Annotated in this window: 21 protein-coding genes; 7 read left to right on the plus strand and 14 right to left on the minus strand. The window is 60.9% G+C overall.

Translation table 11 applies throughout. The annotated features are described in order from the left end of the window. The first annotated feature begins 12 nt into the window (after nt 1-12). From pqqB to D6877_RS15865, 5 genes are all read left to right on the plus strand, one after another. A complete protein-coding gene (gene pqqB, locus D6877_RS15845; protein ID WP_130911396.1) occupies nt 13-924 on the plus strand; it encodes a pyrroloquinoline quinone biosynthesis protein PqqB in 912 nt (303 codons plus the stop codon). A 138-nt stretch (nt 925-1,062) separates the two neighbouring features. Beyond that, on the plus strand, nt 1,063-1,815 hold the full coding sequence (pqqC, locus tag D6877_RS15850; RefSeq protein WP_130911397.1) for a pyrroloquinoline-quinone synthase PqqC: 753 nt from the start codon (nt 1,063-1,065) through the stop codon (nt 1,813-1,815). Beyond that, on the plus strand, nt 1,812-2,087 hold the full coding sequence (gene pqqD, locus D6877_RS15855) for a pyrroloquinoline quinone biosynthesis peptide chaperone PqqD (RefSeq protein WP_130911398.1): 276 nt from the start codon (nt 1,812-1,814) through the stop codon (nt 2,085-2,087). Before pqqC ends, pqqD begins: the two co-directional genes overlap by 4 nt. Next, nucleotides 2,059-3,219 (plus strand): pyrroloquinoline quinone biosynthesis protein PqqE, encoded by a 1,161-nt coding sequence (gene pqqE / locus D6877_RS15860; protein WP_122506064.1) that lies wholly within the window; start codon nt 2,059-2,061, stop codon nt 3,217-3,219. Before pqqD ends, pqqE begins: the two co-directional genes overlap by 29 nt. Next, the gene (locus tag D6877_RS15865) at nt 3,185-4,984 is read left to right on the plus strand and encodes a S9 family peptidase (RefSeq protein ID WP_130911399.1); all 1,800 of its coding nucleotides are present in this window, start codon (nt 3,185-3,187) and stop codon (nt 4,982-4,984) included. The genes pqqE and D6877_RS15865 overlap by 35 nt, the downstream gene beginning before the upstream one ends. A 116-nt stretch (nt 4,985-5,100) precedes the next feature. Here D6877_RS15865 and D6877_RS15870 read toward each other — a convergent pair whose 3' ends face one another. The 4 genes from D6877_RS15870 to D6877_RS15885 form a co-directional block, all read right to left on the minus strand. Beyond that, on the minus strand, nt 5,101-5,259 hold the full coding sequence (locus tag D6877_RS15870; protein WP_003228885.1) for a YqaE/Pmp3 family membrane protein: 159 nt from the start codon (nt 5,257-5,259) through the stop codon (nt 5,101-5,103). A gap of 95 nt (nt 5,260-5,354) precedes the next feature. Continuing rightward, nucleotides 5,355-5,675: a DNA-binding transcriptional regulator gene (locus D6877_RS15875; protein ID WP_130911400.1), complete on the minus strand. Its 321-nt coding sequence runs from the start codon at nt 5,673-5,675 to the stop codon at nt 5,355-5,357. Beyond that, the gene (locus tag D6877_RS15880) at nt 5,668-6,024 is read right to left on the minus strand and encodes a type II toxin-antitoxin system RelE/ParE family toxin (RefSeq protein ID WP_130911416.1); all 357 of its coding nucleotides are present in this window, start codon (nt 6,022-6,024) and stop codon (nt 5,668-5,670) included. Before D6877_RS15880 ends, D6877_RS15875 begins: the two co-directional genes overlap by 8 nt. 250 nt (nt 6,025-6,274) lie before the next feature. Next, on the minus strand, nt 6,275-7,501 hold the full coding sequence (locus D6877_RS15885; RefSeq protein WP_130911401.1) for an aminotransferase class III-fold pyridoxal phosphate-dependent enzyme: 1,227 nt from the start codon (nt 7,499-7,501) through the stop codon (nt 6,275-6,277). A gap of 169 nt (nt 7,502-7,670) precedes the next feature. On the opposite strand from D6877_RS15885, the gene D6877_RS15890 reads away from it, so the two are divergent. After that, complete coding sequence (locus D6877_RS15890; RefSeq protein ID WP_130911402.1) at nt 7,671-8,585, plus strand: LysR family transcriptional regulator; 915 nt, start codon at nt 7,671-7,673, stop codon at nt 8,583-8,585. 228 nt (nt 8,586-8,813) lie between these two features. Here the strand turns inward: D6877_RS15890 and D6877_RS15895 are convergent, their stop codons facing one another. The 10 genes from D6877_RS15895 to bioB all read right to left on the minus strand — a co-directional run bounded on the left by D6877_RS15895 (nt 8,814) and on the right by bioB (nt 21,201). After that, a complete protein-coding gene (locus D6877_RS15895) occupies nt 8,814-10,592 on the minus strand; it encodes an acyl-CoA dehydrogenase C-terminal domain-containing protein (RefSeq protein ID WP_016772869.1) in 1,779 nt (592 codons plus the stop codon). A 157-nt stretch (nt 10,593-10,749) separates the two neighbouring features. Then, nucleotides 10,750-12,546, minus strand: coding sequence for an acyl-CoA dehydrogenase C-terminal domain-containing protein (locus tag D6877_RS15900; RefSeq protein ID WP_130911403.1), 1,797 nt, complete (start codon nt 12,544-12,546; stop codon nt 10,750-10,752). Between the two features lie 90 nt (nt 12,547-12,636). Beyond that, nucleotides 12,637-13,926 (minus strand): GGDEF domain-containing protein, encoded by a 1,290-nt coding sequence (locus tag D6877_RS15905; RefSeq protein ID WP_039757672.1) that lies wholly within the window; start codon nt 13,924-13,926, stop codon nt 12,637-12,639. A 191-nt stretch (nt 13,927-14,117) separates the two neighbouring features. Continuing rightward, a complete protein-coding gene (locus D6877_RS15910; RefSeq protein WP_024014564.1) occupies nt 14,118-15,923 on the minus strand; it encodes a phenylacyl-CoA dehydrogenase in 1,806 nt (601 codons plus the stop codon). A gap of 275 nt (nt 15,924-16,198) precedes the next feature. After that, entirely contained in the window at nt 16,199-16,495 is a 297-nt protein-coding gene (locus D6877_RS15915; protein ID WP_130911404.1) for a pyrroloquinoline quinone biosynthesis protein PqqE, read from the minus strand. Nucleotides 16,496-16,603: 108 nt separating this feature from the next. Next, nucleotides 16,604-17,284 (minus strand): dethiobiotin synthase, encoded by a 681-nt coding sequence (gene bioD / locus D6877_RS15920; protein ID WP_016772864.1) that lies wholly within the window; start codon nt 17,282-17,284, stop codon nt 16,604-16,606. Further along, nucleotides 17,281-18,090, minus strand: coding sequence for a malonyl-ACP O-methyltransferase BioC (bioC, locus tag D6877_RS15925; RefSeq protein WP_130911405.1), 810 nt, complete (start codon nt 18,088-18,090; stop codon nt 17,281-17,283). Before bioC ends, bioD begins: the two co-directional genes overlap by 4 nt. Then, nucleotides 18,083-18,814 (minus strand): alpha/beta fold hydrolase, encoded by a 732-nt coding sequence (locus D6877_RS15930; RefSeq protein WP_130911406.1) that lies wholly within the window; start codon nt 18,812-18,814, stop codon nt 18,083-18,085. The genes bioC and D6877_RS15930 overlap by 8 nt, the downstream gene beginning before the upstream one ends. After that, the gene (gene bioF, locus D6877_RS15935) at nt 18,807-19,985 is read right to left on the minus strand and encodes an 8-amino-7-oxononanoate synthase (RefSeq protein WP_130911407.1); all 1,179 of its coding nucleotides are present in this window, start codon (nt 19,983-19,985) and stop codon (nt 18,807-18,809) included. The genes D6877_RS15930 and bioF overlap by 8 nt, the downstream gene beginning before the upstream one ends. Before the next feature lie 160 nt (nt 19,986-20,145). After that, nucleotides 20,146-21,201 (minus strand): biotin synthase BioB, encoded by a 1,056-nt coding sequence (bioB, locus tag D6877_RS15940; RefSeq protein ID WP_130911408.1) that lies wholly within the window; start codon nt 21,199-21,201, stop codon nt 20,146-20,148. A 91-nt stretch (nt 21,202-21,292) separates the two neighbouring features. Here bioB and D6877_RS15945 point away from each other — a divergent pair, with 91 nt between their 5' ends. Then, nucleotides 21,293-22,027, plus strand: coding sequence for a ComF family protein (locus tag D6877_RS15945; RefSeq protein WP_130911409.1), 735 nt, complete (start codon nt 21,293-21,295; stop codon nt 22,025-22,027). Nucleotides 22,028-22,193: the final 166 nt, after the last annotated feature.

Below are 22,193 nucleotides of genomic sequence, written 5' to 3' on the forward strand. Positions count from 1 at the left end.
GATGGAGCGTTCATGTTCGTCCAGATTCTGGGTTCGGCCGCCGGTGGCGGTTTTCCGCAGTGGAACTGCAACTGCGTCAACTGCGCAGGCTTTCGCGACGGCAGCCTGAACGCCAAGGCCCGCACCCAATCGTCCATCGCCATTTCCGATGACGGCGTGAACTGGGTGTTGTGCAATGCCTCGCCGGACATCCGCGCGCAACTGCAAAGCTTCGCCCCGATGCAACCGGGCCGCGCCCTGCGCGACACCGGCATCAGCGCGATCATCCTGATGGACAGCCAGATCGACCACACCACCGGCCTGCTCAGCCTGCGCGAAGGCTGCCCGCATCAGGTCTGGTGCACGGACATGGTTCACGAAGACCTGAGCACCGGTTTTCCCTTGTTCAAAATGCTCACCCACTGGAATGGCGGGCTGGACTGGAACCTTATCGAGCTCGACCAGAGCTTCACCGTAGCGGCCTGCCCGAACCTGCGTTTCACACCGTTACCGTTGCGCAGCGCCGCGCCGCCGTATTCGCCGCACCGTTTCGATCCGCATCCGGGCGACAACATCGGTTTGATCGTTGAAGACCTCAACACCGGCGGCAAGCTGTTCTACGCGCCAGGGCTGGGCAAGGTCGATGCGCCGCTGCTGGAAATCATGGCGGGCAGCGATTGCCTGCTGGTCGACGGCACGCTGTGGGATGACGATGAAATGCAGCGCCGTGGCGTCGGCACCCGCACCGGTCGCGAGATGGGCCATCTGGCGCAAAACGGCCCCGGCGGCATGCTGGAAGTGCTGGAGCAGTTGCCCGAGCAGCGCAAGGTACTTATCCACATCAACAACACCAACCCGATCCTCGACGAGGATTCCCCGGAGCGTGCGGAGCTGGTGCGGCGTAATGTTGAAGTGGCGTTTGATGGCATGAGTATCGTGCTTTAAGCAATCGAGACCGCTGCGCGGTCTATCGCGAGCAGGCTCGCTCCCACATTGGAATGCGATCAACTGTGGGAGCGAGCCTGCTCGCGAAGAGGCCAGCACAGACACCAAGATTTCCAGGGTTGTTCCCGGAGAACAGAGATGACCGACACCCCGCTGTCCCCCACCGAATTCGAAGCGGCCCTGCGCGCCAAAGGCGCCTATTACCACATCTACCACCCGTACCACGTGGCGATGTACGAAGGCCGCGCGACCCGCGAGCAGATTCAGGGCTGGGTCGCCAACCGCTTCTACTATCAGGTGAACATTCCCCTGAAAGACGCGGCGATCCTTGCCAATTGCCCGGATCGGGAAATCCGCCGCGAGTGGATTCAGCGCCTGCTCGACCACGACGGCGCACCCGGTGAAGATGGCGGCATCGAAGCCTGGCTGCGTCTGGGCCAGGCTGTTGGCCTCGACCCGGACCAATTGCGTTCTCAGGAGCTGGTGCTGCCCGGCGTGCGTTTCGCCGTCGATGCCTACGTCAACTTCGCCCGTCGCGCCAGTTGGCAGGAAGCCGCCAGCAGCTCGCTGACCGAACTGTTCGCGCCGCAGATCCACCAGTCGCGCCTCAACAGCTGGCCGCAGCATTACCCGTGGATCGACCCGGCCGGCTACGAATACTTCCGCACCCGTCTCGGTCAGGCGCGGCGTGATGTCGAGCATGGGCTGGCGATCACGCTTGAGCACTACAAGACTCGCGAAGGACAGGAGCGCATGCTGGAAATTCTCCAGTTCAAACTGGACATTCTTTGGAGCATGCTCGATGCCATGAGCATGGCCTACGAACTGAACCGTCCGCCGTATCACAGCGTGACCGAACAACGGGTCTGGCATAAAGGAATCATCTTATGAGTTTCGACCGCAGCAAAGTGCCGAGCTGGCGCCCGGGCTATCGCTTTCAGTACGAACCGGCGCAAAAGGGCCATGTGTTGCTGTACCCGGAAGGCATGATCAAGCTCAACGAAACGGCCGCGCTGATTGGCAGCCTGATTGATGGCGAACGCGATGTCGCGGCAATCATTGCCGAACTCGACAAGCAGTTCCCCGGCGTGCCCGAGCTCGGTGACGACGTCGAGCAATTCATGGAGGTTGCCCGTGAGCAACACTGGCTCACCCTTGGCTGATCTGCCGGCCAAACCGCAAGTCGGCCTGCCGCTGTGGCTGCTCGCCGAGCTGACCTACCGCTGCCCGCTGCAATGCCCGTACTGCTCCAACCCGCTGGATTTCGCCGAGCAGGGCAAAGAGCTGACCACCGAACAATGGATCAAGGTGTTCCGCGAAGCGCGGGAGATGGGCGCGGCGCAATTGGGCTTTTCCGGCGGCGAACCGTTGGTGCGCCAGGACTTGGCCGAACTTATCCGTGAAGCGCGGCAGTTGGGTTTCTACACCAACCTGATCACCTCCGGCATTGGCCTGACCGAGCAGAAAATCAGCGACTTCAAAAAGGCCGGGCTCGATCACATCCAGATCAGTTTTCAGGCCAGCGACGAGCAAGTGAACAACCTGCTGGCGGGCTCGAAAAAGGCCTTTGCGCAAAAGCTGGAAATGGCTCGTGCGGTGAAGGCCCACGGCTATCCGATGGTGCTGAACTTCGTCACCCATCGGCACAACATCGACAAGATCGACCGCATTATCGAACTGTGCATTGCGCTGGAGGCTGACTTCGTCGAACTCGCCACTTGCCAGTTCTACGGCTGGGCGCAGCTCAACCGTGTCGGTCTGTTGCCGACCAAGGAACAACTGGTGCGCGCCGAACGCATCACCAACGAATACCGCGCCAGGCTGGAAGCCGAAGGGCATCCCTGCAAGCTGATTTTCGTCACCCCGGATTACTACGAAGAACGCCCGAAAGCCTGCATGAACGGCTGGGGCAGCATCTTCCTGACCGTCACCCCGGACGGCACCGCCCTGCCCTGCCATGGTGCCCGCCAGATGCCTGTGCAGTTTCCCAACGTGCGCGATCACAGCATGCAGCACATCTGGTACGACTCGTTCGGCTTCAACCGTTTTCGCGGTTACGACTGGATGCCCGAGCCGTGCCGCTCTTGCGATGAGAAAGAAAAAGACTTCGGCGGCTGCCGCTGCCAAGCGTTCATGCTCACCGGCGACGCCAGTAATGCCGACCCGGTGTGCAGCAAGTCCGAACATCACGGCGTGATCCTCAAGGCCCGCGAAGAAGCCGAGACCGCCACTCAAACCATCGAACAATTGGCCTTTCGCAATGAACGAAACTCACGCCTCATCGCCAAGGGCTGAGCCTTTCAGCGCCGCCCAGGCCGTCGCCGCCGGAACCGACTTCGCCGAACTGCAGCTCGGCGCCCATGGCGTGTTCTGGAATGAATACCGCCCCGAGGATGCCGCGTGCCGAATCTGGCATTGGCGCGATGGCGCAGCGAAACGTCTGACGCCGGACGGCTTCAGCGTGCGTAGCCGCGTGTACGAATATGGCGGTGGTGCGTTTTGTCTGACGCCTGACGGGGTGGTTTTCGTCAATGAAGCGGATCAGCAGATGTATCGGCAGGCGCTGGATGGCGAGCCGGTCGCGCTGACATCGACTGACTGCCGCTACGGCGATCTGCAATTCGCCGCTGGCCGGGTGTTGGCGGTCGAAGAGCAGCAGGATCGACATCGCCTGGTGGCGATTGATCTGGCGGCCGGCACGCGACAGGTGCTGGCCGAGGGTGCGGATTTCTATGCATCGCCAACGCTGAGCCCCGACGGCCAGCAGTTGGCATGGATCGAGTGGAGCCGACCGCATCAGCCGTGGACCTCGACGCGGTTGATGGTCGCGGACGGTGATTTTTCTGCGCCTCGTTGTATTGCCGGCGAGCAGATCGAGGAGTCGATCCAGCAGCCGCGTTTCGACGCCGACGGCCGGCTCTACTGCCTGACAGATCGTGGCGGCTACTGGCAGCCGTGGGTCGAAACGTCCGATGGCTTGCACGCGCTACCGAGTGCAGAGGCCGATCACGCGCCCGCGCCCTGGCAACTGGGCGGCTGCACTTGGCTGCCTGTCGGTGATCAATTCTTAGCCAGCTGGAGCGAGGATGGTTTCGGTCGCCTGGCCCTTGGAGTTGAAGATTTCAGCGGTGGCTACAGCCGCTTCCGCCACTTGGCGATGGATCAACAATTCATCTATTGCATCGCTGCATCGCCGACCAGCCCGTCGGCAGTGATCGCCATTGATCGTGTCTCGCATGCCGTGAAAATCCTCGCTGGCGGCGTGGCTCCATTGCCTGCCGAACGCATCAGCCGTCCGCAGACCTTGCGTTATCCGAGCGGCTCCGGCGAGGCGCACGGTTTCTTTTACCCGGCCATGAGCGGTGAAGCGAAACCGCCGCTGGTGGTGTTCATCCACGGCGGCCCGACCTCGGCGTGCTATCCGATCCTCGATCCGCGTATCCAGTACTGGACGCAGCGCGGCTTTGCCGTCGCCGACCTCAACTATCGCGGCAGCAGTGGCTATGGTCGCGAATATCGTCAAGCGCTGCATTTGCGCTGGGGCGAGGTGGATGTCGAGGATGCCTGCGCGGTGGTGAGTTATCTCGCTGACCAAGGTTTGATCGATGGTGACCGCGCGTTCATTCGCGGTGGCAGTGCAGGTGGTTACACCACATTGTGCGCACTGGCGTTCAGGCAGGTTTTCCGCGCAGGCGCCAGCCTCTACGGCGTCAGCGATCCGGTCGCGCTTGCACGGGCCACGCACAAGTTCGAGGGCGATTATCTGGACTGGCTGATCGGCGATCCCGAGCGAGATGCCGAACGCTATGCCTCACGCACGCCATTGCTGCACGCAGACAACATTCGCGTGCCGGTGATTTTCTTCCAGGGTGAACTGGACGCGGTGGTCGTGCCGCAACAGACCCGCGACATGGTCGCGGCGCTGGAGCACAACGGCATCCCTGTCGAAGCGCATTACTACCCTGACGAACGCCACGGCTTTCGTCGCGCGGCTAACCAGGCGCATGCGCTGGAGCGGGAGTGGACGTTTTATCGGCGGGTGATGGGGCTGGTTGACTGAAAACCGTGTCGTCCCATTCGCGAGCAGGCTCGCTCCCACATTGGATCTGCGTCATTCACAAATCCCCTGTGGGAGCGAGCCTGCTCGCGAAAGCTATCTAATAGACGCTACCGGACTCAACGCTTGGCGATGATATACACCGCATGCACGATCCCCGGAATGTAGCCGCACAACGTCAGCAGAATGTTCAGCCAGAACGCCCCGCCAAACCCGACCTGCAGAAACACGCCCAGTGGCGGCAACAGAATAGCGATGATGATACGAATGAAATCCATGGGGCAGCTCCTGAATGGGGGTTGGCTCACTTGAGCCATACAAGCTAATCGACCTGCGCCGTTCGTCAGGGTTCAGTGCAATAGCTGCGTCAGGCTCAAGCGAGAATTTTCAACCCATGTTTTTGTACGATGCTCAGTAGTTTGAGCGCCATACCGCTGGGATGTTTGTCACCCGATTCCCATTGCTTGACCGTGGATGCACTGGTGTTGAGATAGCGTGCAAACACCGGCTGGCTGACCTTGTTACGCTCGCGTAGCGCCTTGATCTCCTCAGCCGGGATCGCTAAGGGAACCGATGCCAGACAGGAGTCATTGAATTCTCGCATCGTTGCTTTGTTGATTGCTCCGACAGCAAGCAACGCCCCGGCTGATTCGTGTATCGATTCAAAGACTTCACTTTTGAATTTCTTACTCATGACATATCTCCACAAACTCCTTCATCGCCAACAAGTCGCTGATCTGCTCTTCGGTCAGTTGCGCATAAACCTTTGCCAATTTACGTAAATCCTTCAATTCCGTTGGCGTGATATTGATTTGATCCTGCTTGGCGAAAAGCACTTGGTAGATCCAGTAATGTCCACCTTTTGCCAAAACAATCGAACGGTGGCGGTTCGCCTTCAAGCGCTTCTTCCACACGCCTCCGCCAAGATCGTCCGCCTGTCCCTGAAGCATCTGGTGAAACGCCTCCTGCAACTCTTCATCTGTGATCCACGCCCTGCTGGCCTGGAGGGCGAAGCGTTTGGTCTTGAACAACCTCAATGGCATAGGTATCCCTTCCAAAAACATACCACCCAGTGGTACAGATCGCAAAACGGCTTTTTCGGTGATACTGATCAGGCCGTGGCCGCATCCCTTGCTGGCATTCTCTAAAAGACCATCCGCGGTACGATCCCTCAAGCTCTAAATCCCGTCTGTAAAACCCGGCCACAAAAAAACGCCCTACGCCAAAAGAATCAGGCGTGGGGCGTGCGTTATACCGCGAGACGGTTCGGGTAATCGGTTGGAGCTGCTCAGCTCAGACGGCAATGCCCTTGCGGCATTGCAACTGGGCGGTGCGCACTCGCGAGAAGGCGCGGCCCAGGCGCAGCAGCATTTCGTCGATGTTGGCTTTGCCGACAGTGAGGGCCGGGGTGAAGCGCAGGCAGTCAGGCTGCGCGGCGTTCAATATCAGGCCTTCGTGAAGTGCGGCGTGAACGACGGCGTCGGCGCATTCGTCGGACAGCGTCAACCCGTAAAACAGGCCTTGGCCGCGCAACTCGCCGTGACCGTAGCGGTGCGCCAGTCGCGCCAGGCCTTCGCTCAGGTGCTGGCCGTTGTCGTTGACCTGCTGAAAGAAGCTGCGGTCATGGATGCTGTCGAGCACTACCAGACCGGCCGCCGTGATCAAGGCGTTGCCGTGATGGGTGCCGCTCAGCTCGCCAGTGGCGAAGCAGCAGGCCTTGCCTCGCGCCAGCAAGGCCGCCAGCGGCAAGCCGCCGCCAAGGCCTTTGCCGAGCACGACGATATCGGCGCGAATGCCGTAGGACTGTTCGGCAAGCAAGCTGCCGCAACGGCCGATGCCGGTCTGCACTTCGTCGAGAATCAGCAGAATGCCTAGGTCACGACACAGTCGCTCGACGCCTTTGAGGTAGTGCTCGGTCGCGGGAATAACCCCGGCATCGCTCTGGATCGGCTCTAGCATGATTGCCACGGTCTGCGCATCAACCGCCGCATGCAGCGCCGGCAGGTCGTTGAATGGCACTTGATCGACCGTCGCCAGACTGCGGCCATGGCAACCCTGCTGCGCCACGATGATCCGCGAAGCGCCACCGCGATGCAGTTGCCCCCATTTGCGCGCCAGTTTGATCGCCGCCTCACAAGCCTCGCTGCCACTGTTGAGCAGGTATGCCTGATCGCTGGACGTGCTGGCGCACAGACGTTCGGCGAGGCTGAACATGCCGCGATTACGCAGATTGCAGCCTGGATTGATCAGCGCCTGAGCCTGATTGGCGATGGCTTTGACCAGCGCCGTGGGGCTGTGGCCAAGGCTGTTGGCGCCGCCGGCCTGGGAAAAGTCGAGGTAGGCGCGATCGTTGCTGTCCCACAGCCATGAACCCTGGCCGCGAACGAACACTTGATGCGGCCGCTCGACACTGGGCATCAGGCGTTGGGCATTGAGATGGTCGGTCATAGCAGATGGCCCCGCCTCGAAGCAGAGGTCATCCAGACTCGGCGTCTGGCGCCGCAAACTGAACAGATTCATGCGGAAAAACCTCGCTGGAGGTTTTTTGAACTGCCTATGTAAACACGAACGAAGCAAATGGAATTCGTCACGCTTTCTGGCCCTGCAAGCCTTGTGAATGCGGTTAGACTAGGCGCGCAAACGGCTTCAGGCCATTTCGATTTTTCAGCCATTTCGATAAGCGCTACTTATGGATTTCAAACAACTGCGTTATTTCGTCGCGGTCTACGAAGAAGGCCATGTCGGACGCGCGGCGGAACGCCTCTCGATCTCGCAACCGGCACTGTCGCAGCAGATTCGTCAGCTGGAGCAGAATCTCGACGTCACCCTGTTCGAGCGCAGCAGTAAACGCCTGCTGCCGACCCTCGCTGCGCACACGCTGTACAACCACGCGCTGCCGTTGCTCGATGGCTTGCAGCGGGCGCGCGAGGCGTTGGGTAATTTCAAGGGTCAGGCATTGCGCACCCTGGCGATCGGTGTGTTGCAAACGGTGCACACCAGCCTCGTGCCGCAAATGCTCGAGCGTGTGCGCAAGGCGCAGCCGCATCTTGTGGTGCAGATCTATGAACTTACGGGGCTGGAAATCGAACGGCGTCTGCTCAATGGTTCGCTGGACATCGGCATCAGCTATCTGCCACCGCGCCAACCCGGTCTGCACGGCGTGTTGCTGTACGAAGATGAACTGACGCTGGTGATCCCGGCAGACCATCCCTTGCGCGAGTTCAAGAAGGTCTCGATGCGCCAGGCTGCTGAGCTGCCCATGTTGCTGCTCGGCGAAGAGTTCCAGATCCGGCAGATCTGGCAGGCACAACTGACCAGCCTCGGTCGACGCCCGCAGGTGCAGGCCGAGCTGAACACTATGTTGGGGATTCTCGACAGCCTGCCGCATACCCGTCTGGCGACGGTGCTGCCGGGACGTTCGCAAAAGGAATACGACGATGCCGATCTGCTGTGGAAACCGCTGAGCGAACCACGGGTGCCGTTGAAAGTTGGCCTGGTGTGCCGCGATGTACAGCGCCAGCAGGCCTCGCTGGCACTGCTGCGGACATTGCTTGAAGAGGTAATCGATCGCGAAATGAAGCCGCCTCTCGATCCGCTTGCCTGAAACTTTTCTTCAGGCAAAAGAAAACCCCGCCGAAGCGGGGCTTTGCAGACTGTTTCCCTGACATCCATTTCACTCCGCCACCCTGGCAGAATCCTACGTGTCCGTGTTGTTTACTTTGCGCTTCCTGCGCGACGTCCATGAAATGTAGATTAGCCGTGGATCCAATATACGGATATGGGAGAACAGCAGCACGTCACGTAAGCAAATGCTTACATGACGTCTACGGGATCAAAACTGCGCCGCATCCAGCAGGAACAGCGACTCGCTACCGGCCTTGACCGACGCGCTCAACGAGTGGATACGCGGCAGCAAACGGGCGAAATAGAAGCGTGCGGTGCCCAGCTTGCTCGCATAGAAATCATCTTGCGCTTCCTTGCCCAGCGAGGCTTTGGCCATCAACGCCCACATGTAGGCGTAAGCGGTGTATCCGAACGCTTGCAAATATTCGACCGAGGCCGCGCCGATTTCGTTCGGATTGTTTTTCGCCCGGTCCAGCAGCCACGCGGTCAGCTCGTCGAGGGTGTCGACGGCATCGTTCAACGGCTTGGTGAACTCGCCCAGATCAGCACTGGCGGTAGCGGTGAAATGGCGGATCTCGTCAGCGAACAACTGGTAGAACGCGCCGCCACTGCCAACGATCTTGCGCCCGACCAGGTCCAGCGCCTGGATGCCGTTGGTGCCTTCGTAGATCTGGGTGATGCGCACGTCACGCACCAGTTGCTCCTGGCCCCACTCGCGGATGTAGCCGTGGCCGCCGAAAATCTGCTGGCCGTGGACGGTGGTTTCCAGACCCAGGTCGGTCAGGAAGGCTTTCGCCACCGGCGTCAGCAAAGCCACCAGATCTTCCGCGCGCTTGCGGGTGGTCGCGTCTTCACTGAACTTGGCGGTGTCCAGTTGCATCGCCACATACGTGGAGAACGCACGGCCGCCTTCGTTCGAGGCTTTCATGGTCAGCAGCATGCGTCGCACGTCCGGGTGGACGATGATCGGGTCAGCGACTTTGTCCTTGTTCTGCGCGCCGGTCGGCGAACGGCTCTGCAGACGATCGCGCGCATATTCAACAGCGTTCTGATAAGAGCGCTCGCCCGTGGCCAGGCCTTGAATACCAACACCCAGGCGCTCGTAGTTCATCATGGTGAACATCGCCGCCAGGCCTTTGTTCGGCTCGCCGACCAGATAGCCGACGGCTTCGTCGAAGTTCATCACGCAGGTCGCCGACGCCTGGATGCCCATCTTGTGTTCGATCGAACCGCAGTTGGCCGGGTTACGCGCACCGAGGCTGCCGTCGGCATTGACCATGAACTTCGGCACCAGGAACAGCGAAATGCCTTTCGGACCGGCCGGGGCATCAGGCAGCTTGGCCAGTACCAGATGAATGATGTTTTCGGTGAGGTCGTGCTCGCCGCCGGTGATGAAGATCTTGGTGCCGCTGACCTTGTAGGAACCGTCAGCCTGAGGTTCGGCTTTGGTGCGGATGATGCCCAGGTCGGTACCGGCGTGCGGCTCGGTGAGGCACATGGAACCGGCCCAGATGCCGGCGTACATGTTCGGCAGGTACGCAGCTTTCAGTTCTTCACTGGCGTGGGCGTTGATCGACAGGCAGGCGCCGGCGGTCAGCATCGGGTACAGACCGAACGCCAGGCTGGCGGAGTTGACCATTTCTTCGACCTGCGCCGACACGGCTTTGGGCATGCCCATGCCGCCATAGGCCGGATCGCCACCGACGCCGACCCAGCCGCCTTCAGCATATGTCTGATAGGCCTGTGGGAAGCCGGCCGGCGTGGTGACGGCACCGTCCGCCCAATGGCAACCTTCCTCGTCAGCGGCACGGCTCAGCGGCGCGATGCTTTTGCTGGTGACCTTGCCGGCCTCTTCGAGAATCGCTTCAACGGTTTCGGCATCGACGGTCTCGGCCAGCGCTGGCAGCTCGGCCCAGAGCTTGGCGACTTCGAACACTTCATTGAGGACGAAGCGCATATCGCGCAGCGGCGCTTTGTAGTCAGCCATGGCAAACCTCGCAAGATCTAAACAGGTGGTTCGTGGAATGATGTTTTCGTTGAGCCTGAGTGTACCTCAACAACTTTTGCGACACATAGGGTCAACCGGTGACTGATTTGTTATTTTTAGTCACCAGAAAAAGATCGCCGCGATCTTTCGATCTGCCCTACAAAGCAAACGCCTCCGCCGGCAAATTCATCAAACAATCACTGCCCGCCTCGATGGCTGCCTGATGCGCAGCCGTGCGCGGCAACAAACGCTTGAAGTAGAACTCGCACGTCGCCAGTTTGCCTTTGAGGAAATCAGCCTCACCCTCGCCCGCCTCCAACTGTGCCTGGGCAACCAACGCCATGCGCAGCCACAGGTAGCCAAGGATGATGTAGCCGCTGTACATCAGATAATCGACCGATGCGGCACCGACTTCGTCCGGGTTCTTCATGGCGGCCATACCGACCTTCATGGTCAGGTCGCCCCACTGTTGATTGAGCCCGTCAAGTTGCGCGACGAAGCCGCCCAATTGCGCGTGGCCGGCGTTCGCTGCGCAGAACTTGTGGACGATCTTGGTAAAGCCGCGCAGCAGCTTGCCCTGGCTGCCCAGCACCTTGCGCCCGAGCAGGTCCAGCGCCTGAATGCCGTTGGTGCCCTCGTAGATCGGTGCAATCCGGCAATCGCGCACCAGTTGCTCCATGCCCCACTCACGAATGAAACCGTGGCCGCCGAACACTTGCATGCCGTGGTTGGTCACTTCCAGCCCGGTGTCGGTCATAAACGCCTTGCAGATCGGCGTGAGGAACGCCAACAGGTCTTCGGCCTCCTGACGCGCCTCGGCGTCGCTGCTCAGGTGCGCGACGTCGAGCATCTGCGCGGTGAAATAGGTCAGCGCGCGGTTGCCTTCGTTGAAGGCCTTCATGGTCAGCAGCATGCGCCGCACATCGGGGTGGACGATGATCGGGTCAGCAGGTTTTTCCGGGGCCTTGGCGCCGGTCAGGGCGCGCATCTGCAGGCGGTCGTTGGCGTACTTGATCGCACCCTGAAAACTCGCCTCGCCCAGACACAGCCCTTGCATGCCGGTGCCGAGCCGCGCGTGGTTCATCATGGTGAACATGCAGTTGAGGCCCTTGTTCGGCTCACCGATCAGATAACCGGTGGCGGCATCGAAATTCAACACGCAGGTGGCCGAAGCCTTGATGCCCATCTTGTGCTCGATCGAGCCGCAGGAAACGCCATTGCGCTCACCCGCTTCGCCTGCTGCATCCGGCAGGAATTTCGGCACGATAAACAGGGAAATGCCCTTGGTTCCGGCCGGTGCGTCCGGCAGCTTGGCCAGGACCAGATGGATGATGTTGTCGCTCAGGTCATGCTCGCCGGCGGAAATGAAAATCTTGCTGCCGGTGATCGCGTAGCTGCCGTCGGCCCGGGGCACCGCGCGGGTCTTGATGATGCCCAGATCAGTGCCGCAGTGCGCTTCGGTCAGGCACATGGTGCCGGTCCACTGGCCAGCGGTGAGTTTGCTCAGGTAGGTGTCTTTCTGCTCGGCAGTACCGTGGGCGTGGATCGCCGACATCGCGCCGTGGGTCAGGCCAGGGTACATGCCCCAGGACGTGTTGCTGGAGCCGACCATCTCGCTGATCACCAGCCCCAGCGAGCTCGGCAACCCTTGGCCACCGTAAGCCGGATCAGCCGCCAAACCGTGCCAGCCGCCCTCGACATATTGTGCGAAGGCCTGCTTGAAGCCTGTAGGCGTTGTCACCACGCCGTTGTCGAAATGGCAGCCCTCTTCATCGCCGCTGCGATTGAGCGGGGCCAGCACGTTCTCGCAGAACTTCGCGCCTTCTTCGAGGATCGCGCTGATCATGTCCGGGCTGGCGTCATGCGCGCCGAGATTGGCGTAGCTGGAGTGGAAGTCGAAGACGTGATCGATCAGAAAGCGCATGTCGCGCAGGGGAGCTTTGTACTCGGGCATGGTGGCTTCTCCGTCAGCAGATTCCTCCAACCTACTGCTGGCCACCACCCGCGACAATCATCGTGCGGGCGCTGAATGCGCCGTCATCACTCAACCCGCAGCGGCGTCCATGCGCACCGCGCCACGGCGGTTCTGCCCGAATGCCATGACGCAGTTACGCCCGGCGCCCTTGGCGCTGTACAACGCCTGGTCAGCGGACTTGAGCACTTCTTCGGGAGTGCGCTGCTCCACGCGTTCGGCGACGCCGATGCTCACAGTCACCGACACGGCCGAGGCGCCGGAACCGCTGCGGCGCTGGCGCCCTTGCTGGTCGTCCTGCGGGCGGTTTTCCTGGTTGCGCAACTGAATGCTGTAGGAAGCGATCGACTCACGAATCACTTCCAGGTGCGGCATGCACTCCTCAAGGGTTTTGCCTGCAAACACCAAGGCAAATTCCTCACCGCCGTAGCGATACGCCCTACCGCCACCGCTGATTTTCGACAGTTTGCTGGCGACCAGGCGCAGCACCTGATCACCGACATCGTGGCCGTGGGTGTCGTTGAATTTCTTGAAGTGATCGACGTCGCTCATCGCCAGCACGTAGTTGCGCCCCAGACGCTGCATGCGCTCGTTGAGCGCACGTCGTCCTGGCAGACCGGTGAGCTCGTCGCGGAAGGCCATTTGATAGGCCTCATGCGCAACCGCCGCAGCGATCATCAGCATCACCTGGCTGCACATGATGTTCAGGGTGAACGGCAGAATGAAGGTCTTCGGCAACATCCAGAACACCCCGAGCAAGCCGACCAGTTGCGCCGCGTGCAACGGACGCGGGTTGCGCCAGTATTGCCAGGCCAGGAGCAGGAAGGCCGAGATGAACACCGGGTAGGACAACTGGATCAGGCTCATCCACGCGCCGTGCAGCGCCGGCCAGCGGATCTCCGACAACCACAGCAGCAGCGCCTGTGGGTAACTTTGTTCCAGCCCTAGCGCCACGCTGCCGAATGCCAGCAGCACGGCAAAGCGCGCGACCATGTCTTGGAATAGATGCGTACGTTCCTGCCACGCCGCGAATAGCCCGAACAACAACGGCAGCAGCAGGCAGACCAGATGAAACACCACCGCAGCGTCTTCGCGGACCTTGCCGTTGTCGCGGTAGAAATCGGTCTGGGTATCGAGCAAAAAGTAGGCGATGTACACCGTCAGCATAAGAAACAGTTCGCGCTGACGTCGATACACCGCGCAATAAGCGCCACCGAGGAGCAGAACCAATGTCGGCAACACGTTGAACAGCGATGTGAAAAATACGCTGAGGTCTTTGACGTACGCAGCCGCCAGCCCCGCAAGCAATAACAGCAGTGATGGCAGGAAATGGCTGAAACGTACAGCGGAAGAACGCGGCAAGGGTAAGCTCCGACCCGTCATAGCAAAGAGATGGCATTGTGCCTGCAAAGTGCGGCCAAGCCCATACAATGTGATCCAGATCACACACGGTCTCTGTAACGGCCGGAAGCTCGACTATCTGAGCCATCCGCAAACAAAAAAACCGCTGCCCCCTAATGGGAGCAGCGGTTTTCGTCAGACTGCGTGAAGGCTTAGTAGCCCAGTGCGAAGTCTTCTTCTTTCATGTCCATCAGGTTGCCAGCGCCCGACAGCATAGTGGCCACGTGCGTGCGGGTACGCGGCAGGATGCGCTGGAAGTAGAAGCGCGCGGTTTGCAGCTTGGCGGTGTAGAACGCCTCGTCGCTGGTGCCGGCAGCCAGTTTTTCCGCAGCCAGACGCGCCATGTCAGCCCAGAAGTAGGCCAGGCAGGCATAACCGGAGTACATAAGGTAGTCCACGGAGGCCGCGCCGACTTCTTCGCGGTCTTTCATGGCGGCCATACCGACCTTCATGGTCAGCTCGCCCCATTCCTTGTTCAGTGCAGCCAGCGGCGCGACGAATTCCTGGACGGCTTCGTTGCCTTCGTTGGTCTGGCAGAACTTGTGGACGATCTTGGTGAAGCCTTTCAGAGCTTCGCCTTGAGTCATCAGCACTTTGCGGCCGAGCAGGTCGAGAGCCTGGATACCGGTGGTGCCTTCGTACAGCATCGAAATGCGGCTGTCGCGAACGTTCTGCTCCATGCCCCACTCGGCGATGAAGCCGTGGCCACCGTAGATCTGCACGCCGTGGTTAGCGGCTTCGAAACCGACTTCGGTCATGAACGCTTTGGCGATCGGGGTCATGAACGCCAGCAGCGCGTCGGCCTTCTTCTTCTCTTCTTCATCGACGCCGTATTTGACGATGTCGACTTGCTTGGCGGTGAAGTACACCATCGCGCGGTTGCCTTCGGCGAACGCCTTCATGGTCAACAGCATGCGGCGCACGTCCGGGTGGACGATGATCGGGTCAGCGGCTTTGTCCGGCGCTTTCGGGCCAGTCAGCGAGCGCATTTGCAGGCGATCACGAGCGTATTTCAGACCGCCCTGGAAGCCGATTTCGGCGTGGGCCAGACCTTGCAGCGCGGTACCGAGACGGGCGGTGTTCATAAAGGTGAACATGCAGTTCAGGCCTTTGTTCGCCGGGCCGATCAGGTAACCGGTGGCGCCGTCGAAGTTCATCACGCAGGTGGCGTTGCCGTGGATGCCCATCTTGTGTTCCAGCGAACCGCAGCTCACTGCGTTGCGAGCGCCAATGGTGCCATCGGCGTTTGGCAGGAACTTTGGAACGATGAACAGCGAGATGCCTTTGGTGCCAGCCGGAGCATCCGGCAGGCGGGCCAGTACGATGTGGACGATGTTGTCGGCCATGTCGTGTTCACCGGCCGAGATGAAGATCTTGGTGCCGGAAACTTTGTAGGAACCGTCGGCCTGAGGCTCGGCCTTGGTGCGCAGCATGCCCAGGTCGGTGCCGCAGTGCGGTTCGGTCAGGCACATGGTGCCGGTCCATTCGCCGGAGACCAGTTTGGTCAGATAGGCTTCCTGCTGCTCAGGGGTGCCGTGCTCGGAGATGGTGTTCATCGCACCGTGCGACAGGCCTGGGTACATGCCCCACGACCAGTTGGCTTCGCCGACCATTTCGCTCACTGCCAGGCCCAGCGACTCAGGCAGGCCCTGACCGCCATGCTCAACGTCGTGGGCCAGGCTTGGCCAGCCGCCTTCGACGAATTGCTTGTACGCCTCTTTGAAGCCAGTCGGGGTTTTCACGCCGGACTCGCTCCAGGTGCAGCCTTCGATGTCGCCCACGCGGTTCAGCGGCGCCAGTACCTGCTCACAAAACTTGGCGCCTTCCTCGAGGATGGCGTCAACCATGTCCGGCGTGGCGTCTGCGCACGCTGGCAGGCTCTGATAGTGCGCTTCGTAGCCGAGCAGCTCGTCACGAACGAAGCGAATATCACGCAAGGGGGCCTTGTAGTCAGGCATAGCGATAAACCTCTGCTGATGTAACCGGGAATGAACGACCGTGTTGAGTTGTTGTGACGGTCAAACAGTTGTTTGAAACATACGTTTACGCCGAAATCTTGTCAAGCGTCGTTCTTTTGCCGTTCGTCATCAGTTTTGCCAAATGTCGAAGACGACAAATCGCCGCGACTTCAAACAAGCCACGAGCGTTGAAGAAAGATTAGTTGAGCAAGAAGGACTTAAACGAAAAACGCCGCGACAGGGCGCGGCGTTTCGGGGGTCTACAACAAATTCAATCAGGCGAAGGTATCGATGATCGTCCCCAGCACTTCGTCGGAAGCTTTGGCCACCTTCACACCCAGCTCTGCCTGGATCTTGCCCTGCGCCAGCTCGACGATATTGCTCGCCAGATCCGATTCTTGTGCGCGATCCACACCGCGCAGGCGATTGACCTGCACTTCGGACGACTGGCTGGTCACCGAGCGTTCGATGGTGTTATTGGCGATCTGGCTGGCGGCCTGATCGACGCGGTTCTGCCCGGACTGAATCGAGCTCAGCCCCGCATAAAAAGCTGTGTTGCCGGAGATTTCCATAGCCACTCTCATCCCTGCAAAGGATCAATGCTCGCCATTGAAGCAGACGCGTCAGCAAAACGCCCGTCAAAAACACTAATGGCACAGTGCCTGTTCATAGCGAGAAACTTAATCGAGCAAATCCAGTTGCAAATGCTCGGCCACCGCTTCGGCGCTCAACGCCTTGAGTTTCGGTACCCGGCCCAGGCACGGCGCGGGAATGCGCTCGGCCAGAGTCGCAAGGTTTTCCTCCAGCCGCGAAGTTTTCGGATCGATAATGTTGGCCACCCACCCCGCCAATTGCAGGCCATCGCGGGCAATCGCCTCGGCGGTCAGCAACGCATGACTGATACAACCCAGCCTCACGCCCACCACCAGAATCACCGGCAGCTTCAGCGCAATCGCCAGGTCCGAGAGATTGTCCTGATCGGCCAACGGCACCCGCCAGCCGCCCGCGCCTTCGATCAGGGTGAAATCGGCATTCATCGCGAGAATCCCGCGCATTGGCGCCAGCAGCGATTGCACCGTCAGCGCGACACCTGCTTCGCGCGCCGCCAGGTGCGGCGCGATCGCTGGCTCGAACGCCACCGGATTGACCTGTTGATAAGTCAGCGGCAACGAACATTCGGCCAGCAGCGCCAAGGCATCGGAATTACGCAAGCCCTTGGGCGTGACGTCGCAACCCGATGCCACCGGTTTGCCCGCCGCCGTGCTCAAGCCTGCCGACCGCGCAGCATGGAGCAATCCGGCAGCGACGGTGGTCTTGCCGACATCGGTGTCGGTACCGGTGATGAAATAGGCTGCGCTCATAGAGGTTTCTCCAACACGGCGTACACCACCTGATACGTTGCCGGCAGCCCCGACGCCTGACGGAACCGCTCATACGCGTCGATCAGCCCGAGAATCCGCGCCCGTCCGGTCAAACCGCCCGGCCGCCCGGGATTCAGATTATGCGCGCCCAGCGCTTTCAGCTCATGGGTCAGGCTGCGCACATCCGGGTAATGCAACACGTGCGGCTGATTCTGCAGCGCCAAAATGCGCATGCCACTGCCGGCACATAACTGTTCATAGCGGGCGAACTCGCGGAAGCGATTGACGTGCACCAACCCGTCGACCTGCTGCCAACTCTCACGCAACTCGAACAACGTTCCTGTACACAGACTAGCAAAGGCAAAAATCCCGCCCGGTTTCAGCACGCGCAAGGCTTCGCTGAGCACCGCCTCGAAGTCGGCGCACCACTGCACCGCGAGACTGGAGAAAATCAGATCGACGCTCGCTTCCTGCAACGGTAGCCGTTCGGCATCGCCGGCAATGAAATGCTCAGCGCCACCCAACGGCCGTGCGTGATTGAGCATGCCCTCGGCGATGTCCAGCGCGACACCGCTGCCCTGGGTGAAACGCGAGGCCAGCGCGCGGGTGAAATAGCCAGTGCCGCAACCGAGATCGAGCCACCGCGACGGCATGAAACTCCCAGGCAAACGCTCAAGCAGCTGCGTGCCGACGTCACGCTGAAACTCGGCGACGCTGTCGTAACTGGCCGCAGCACGAGAAAAAGACGCCGCCACCTGGCGCTTGTCGGGCAAGCCCCCAGGCAGCACAAGGGACAGGTCAGTCATCAGCGCACTCATGAAGAAAAGCCTGGATCGCGCCCGCGACTCCATGCGGGTCTTCCAGCAGAAAAGCATGGCTGGCCTGTTCAATCAGACCAATTTCGATATCCGGCAACAGCGCGAACAATGCACCAGCCGCTTCCGCCGGGACCAGAGCGTCCTGCCCGCCGAACAGATGAAACTGCGGGCCGCGAAACGCCTGCAACGCTTGGCGTGTGTCCAGTTGCGCAAGGAGCTCCAGACCCGCCATCAGCGCGGCCGGCGCGGTGGCTGGTGCACCACCGAGCAGCAAGCGCGACAAGCCACGCGCGTCTGGTGAACCTTGCGCACATAAAAGAGAGAAGCGCTTGAGCGTGGTACGCGGATCGGCCTGGCAACCGCCAAGAAATGCATCGAAAGTCTCGCCGGGCATCGCGGTCGGCCATTGCTCATGGGCGACAAACGCAGGGTTGCTCGCCAGCGTGAGCAGGCCGCAGCACGCCTCGCCGCGTCGTGCCGCCAACTCAGAGGCGAGCATGCCACCCAGCGACCAGCCACCGAGCCAGACTTCCTGTGGAATGCGCGCATCGAGTTCGTCGAGCCAGTCTTCAAGGTCAGCGGAATCCAGCTCCGGCAGCGGTTCGATCTCGACTTGCAGATGTTCGTCGAGGCCACGCAATGCTGCGGCCAGCGGTTCCAGCGGCGACACGCCGAGGCCCCAGCCGGGCAGCAGAATCAGACGATTACGCATGGCCTGGCTCCAATGACAATCGGGCGAAACAATCTGCCAACCCTTCCAGCAACAGTTGCACCTGCGCCTCGCTGTGGGCGGCGGTCAGCGTCACGCGAAGGCGCGCGCTCCCGGCAGGCACGGTCGGTGGGCGAATTGCGGTCACCATCAGCCCGCGCTCGCGCAGCATCTGCGACAACCGCACGGCGCGCCCGGCATCGCCGATCATGATCGGCTGGATCGGCGTGAAGCTGTCCATCAGCTCCAGCCCGATCTGCTCGGCGCCGTGGCGGAACTGGCGGATCAGCATCTGCAAGTGCTCACGGCGCCAGTGCTCGCTGCGCAGCAGCTCGAGGCTTTTCAGCGTCGCGCAGGCCAGCGCCGGCGGTTGGCTGGTGGTGTAGATGTACGGGCGGGCGAACTGGATCAGGCTTTCGATCAACTCTTCGCTGCCAGCGACAAAGGCCCCGGCGGTGCCGAAGGCTTTGCCGAGGGTGCCGACCAGCACCGGCACATCGTCCTGGCTCAGGCCGAAATGCTCGACGATGCCGCCACCGTTGGCGCCCAGAGGACCGAAGCCGTGGGCATCGTCGACCATCAGCCACGCGCCTTTGGCCTTGACCGCGCGGGCCAGCGCGGGCAGGTTGGCGATGTCACCGTCCATGCTGAATACGCCATCGGTCACCACCAGTGTGTTGCCAGTGGCTTTCTCCAGGCGTTTGCCCAGGCTTTCGGCGTCGTTGTGCAGATAGCGGTTGAAACGCGCGCCGGACAACAGGCCCGCGTCCAGCAACGAGGCGTGATTGAGCCGGTCTTCCAGCACCGTATCGCCCTGCCCGACCAGCGCGGTGACCGCGCCGAGGTTGGCCATGTAGCCGGTGGTGAACAGCAGCGCACGTGGGCGTCCGGTCAGATCGGCGAGTGCTTCTTCCAGCGCGTGATGAGGGCTGCTGTGGCCGATCACCAGATGCGACGCGCCACCGCCGACACCCCAGCGCTCGGCACCGGCGCGCCAGGCTTCGATCACCTGCGGATGATTGGCCAGGCCCAGATAGTCGTTGTTGCAGAAAGCGAGCAGCGGTTGGCCGTCCACCACCACTTCCGGCCCTTGCGGCGATTCGAGCAGCGGCCGCTGCCGGTAGAGTTTGTCGGCACGGCGGGCAGCAAGGCGTGCGGCGAGATCGAAAGACATGCAGGCCTCGATTTTCAAATGACACAGATCCCCTGTGGGAGCGAGCCTGCTCGCGAATGGGCGTCACATCCAACATGGATGTTGGCGGCCAAACCGCTTTCGCGAGCAGGCTCGCTCCCACAGGGGTTTTGCATTCCTTCAGGGCAATCCGCGCGGTTTATTACACCGCAGCGTTGTAGAACTGCTCACTACTCTTCTGCTCCACCAGCGCCTGCTCGATCGCAGCTTGATGAACCTCATCGGAATGCTCTTCGCGAGCCTCCGGCTGGATACCGAGGCGCGCGAACAGCTGCATGTCCTTGTCCGCCTGCGGGTTGGCGGTGGTGAGCAATTTGTCGCCGTAGAAAATCGAGTTGGCGCCGGCGAAAAATGCCAGGGCCTGCATCTGCTCGTTCATCGCTTCGCGACCGGCGGACAGGCGCACGTGAGATTGCGGCATGAGGATGCGCGCCACGGCGAGCATGCGGATGAAGTCGAACGGGTCGATGTCTTCGGCGTTTTCCAGCGGCGTGCCGGCGACTTTCACCAGCATGTTGATCGGCACCGACTCCGGGTGCTCGGGCAGGTTGGCCAGCTGGATCAGCAGATTGGCGCGATCGTCCAGCGATTCGCCCATGCCGAGAATGCCGCCGGAGCAGATTTTCATCCCCGACTCACGCACGTAGGCCAGCGTCTGCAGACGCTCGCTGTAAGTGCGAGTGGTGATGATGCTGCCGTAGAACTCCGGCGAGGTGTCGAGGTTGTGGTTGTAGTAATCGAGACCGGCCCTGGCCAGCGCTTCGGTCTGCTCCTGATCGAGACGGCCGAGGGTCATGCAGGTTTCCAGGCCCAAGGCTTTCACCCCTTCAACCATCTTCAACACATACGGCATGTCTTTGGCCGACGGATGTTTCCACGCCGCGCCCATGCAGAATCGCGTCGAACCGATGGCTTTGGCGCGGGCCGCCTCTTCGAGGACTTTCTGCACTTCCATCAGCTTTTCTTTTTCCAGACCGGTGTTGTAGTGCCCGGACTGCGGGCAGTACTTGCAGTCTTCCGGGCAGGCGCCGGTCTTGATCGACAGCAGCGTCGAGACCTGCACGCGGTTGGCGTTGAAATGTGCGCGGTGCACCGTTTGCGCCTGGAACAGCAAGTCGTTGAATGGCTGTACGAAGAGTGCTTTGACTTCGGCCAGAGACCAATCGTGACGCAGGGTGGCAGTGGTGCTCGCGCTCATGGGCAATTCCTTGGTTATGCTTGGCTGGCGCCGGGGGAAATGGAATATCCACAGGCGCTACACGGATGTTCGGCATATTTAAGGAAGAGTGATGCGCTGTCAACCGCAATACCAAGGACAGGTTTACATCTGTTTAAAAAACGTACAGACCTGTTTGCTGTGCGATGAGCCGGCAGAAGCACAAATGCCAATGTGCGAGTCCTGCGAAACCGAATTGCCCTGGCTCGGCAGCCATTGTCAGAGCTGCGCTTTGCCGCTGGCGGCGGATGGCCTGACTTGCGGCGAGTGCCTGCTAGAGCCTCCGGCCTTCGAGCAGGTTGCCGTGCCGTGGGTTTATGGTTTCCCGGTGGACAGCCTGATCACGCGCTTTAAACACAACGCGAAATGGCCGTTTGGTCACCTGCTCGCCGACGTTCTCGGCCAATACCTGCAGCATCGCTTCGCCGAGGACTTGCCGCGACCCGATGTGTTGCTACCGGTGCCGTTGGCGAATAAACGACTGCGTCGGCGAGGATTCAATCAAGCGGCGATGCTCGCGCGCTGGTTGAGTGTGTCGCTGGATTTGCCCTGTGAAGAACAGCTTCTAAGGCGAGTCATGGACACCGATGCCCAGCAGGATCTCGATGCCAAGGCGCGCAAACGCAATTTGCGCAATGCCTTTGCGCTGGCGCCTGATGCAGAGCTAAGCGGCCGCCATTTCGCGCTGGTGGATGATGTTCTGACCACGGGCGCGACCGCTCAGGCGCTGGCGCGGTTGTTGATGAATGCAGGTGCGGCGCGGGTTGATGTGTATTGCCTGGCCCGGACGCCGAAGCCCGGTACCTGAAGCGAATACAGATCTCATGTGGGAGCGAGCCTGCTCGCGAATGGGCGTCACATTCAACAAAGCTGTGGTTGGTCAAACCGCTTTCGCGAGCAGGCTCGCTCCCACAGGGGCTCGGCGTCAGGCTTGACTCGCGCGTTGCAAGTGGCCAACGTCCCTCTCATCGCCC

The organism is Pseudomonas sp. Sample_9, assembly GCF_004307535.1.
GTDB lineage: Bacteria > Pseudomonadota > Gammaproteobacteria > Pseudomonadales > Pseudomonadaceae > Aquipseudomonas > Aquipseudomonas mercuritolerans.

Bases quoted from the DNA above. Each gene is read 5' to 3' on its own strand.
- D6877_RS15900 (WP_130911403.1), bottom strand. From the start codon at position 12,546: ATGCCCGAGTACAAAGCTCCCCTGCGCGACATGCGCTTTCTGATCGAT.
- D6877_RS15945 (WP_130911409.1), top strand. From the start codon at position 21,293: ATGCGCTGTCAACCGCAATACCAAGGACAGGTTTACATCTGTTTAAAA.
- bioF (WP_130911407.1), bottom strand. From the start codon at position 19,985: ATGTCTTTCGATCTCGCCGCACGCCTTGCTGCCCGCCGTGCCGACAAA.
- D6877_RS15875 (WP_130911400.1), bottom strand. From the start codon at position 5,675: ATGAGTAAGAAATTCAAAAGTGAAGTCTTTGAATCGATACACGAATCA.
- D6877_RS15895 (WP_016772869.1), bottom strand. From the start codon at position 10,592: ATGGCTGACTACAAAGCGCCGCTGCGCGATATGCGCTTCGTCCTCAAT.
- bioD (WP_016772864.1), bottom strand. From the start codon at position 17,284: ATGAGCGCAGCCTATTTCATCACCGGTACCGACACCGATGTCGGCAAG.
- D6877_RS15880 (WP_130911416.1), bottom strand. From the start codon at position 6,024: ATGCCATTGAGGTTGTTCAAGACCAAACGCTTCGCCCTCCAGGCCAGC.
- pqqB (WP_130911396.1), top strand. From the start codon at position 13: ATGTTCGTCCAGATTCTGGGTTCGGCCGCCGGTGGCGGTTTTCCGCAG.
- D6877_RS15885 (WP_130911401.1), bottom strand. From the start codon at position 7,501: ATGAATCTGTTCAGTTTGCGGCGCCAGACGCCGAGTCTGGATGACCTC.
- D6877_RS15890 (WP_130911402.1), top strand. From the start codon at position 7,671: ATGGATTTCAAACAACTGCGTTATTTCGTCGCGGTCTACGAAGAAGGC.
- bioB (WP_130911408.1), bottom strand. From the start codon at position 21,201: ATGAGCGCGAGCACCACTGCCACCCTGCGTCACGATTGGTCTCTGGCC.
- bioC (WP_130911405.1), bottom strand. From the start codon at position 18,090: ATGACTGACCTGTCCCTTGTGCTGCCTGGGGGCTTGCCCGACAAGCGC.
- D6877_RS15870 (WP_003228885.1), bottom strand. From the start codon at position 5,259: ATGGATTTCATTCGTATCATCATCGCTATTCTGTTGCCGCCACTGGGC.
- D6877_RS15910 (WP_024014564.1), bottom strand. From the start codon at position 15,923: ATGCCTGACTACAAGGCCCCCTTGCGTGATATTCGCTTCGTTCGTGAC.
- D6877_RS15930 (WP_130911406.1), bottom strand. From the start codon at position 18,814: ATGCGTAATCGTCTGATTCTGCTGCCCGGCTGGGGCCTCGGCGTGTCG.
- D6877_RS15865 (WP_130911399.1), top strand. From the start codon at position 3,185: ATGAACGAAACTCACGCCTCATCGCCAAGGGCTGAGCCTTTCAGCGCC.
- pqqD (WP_130911398.1), top strand. From the start codon at position 1,812: ATGAGTTTCGACCGCAGCAAAGTGCCGAGCTGGCGCCCGGGCTATCGC.
- pqqC (WP_130911397.1), top strand. From the start codon at position 1,063: ATGACCGACACCCCGCTGTCCCCCACCGAATTCGAAGCGGCCCTGCGC.
- D6877_RS15915 (WP_130911404.1), bottom strand. From the start codon at position 16,495: ATGGAAATCTCCGGCAACACAGCTTTTTATGCGGGGCTGAGCTCGATT.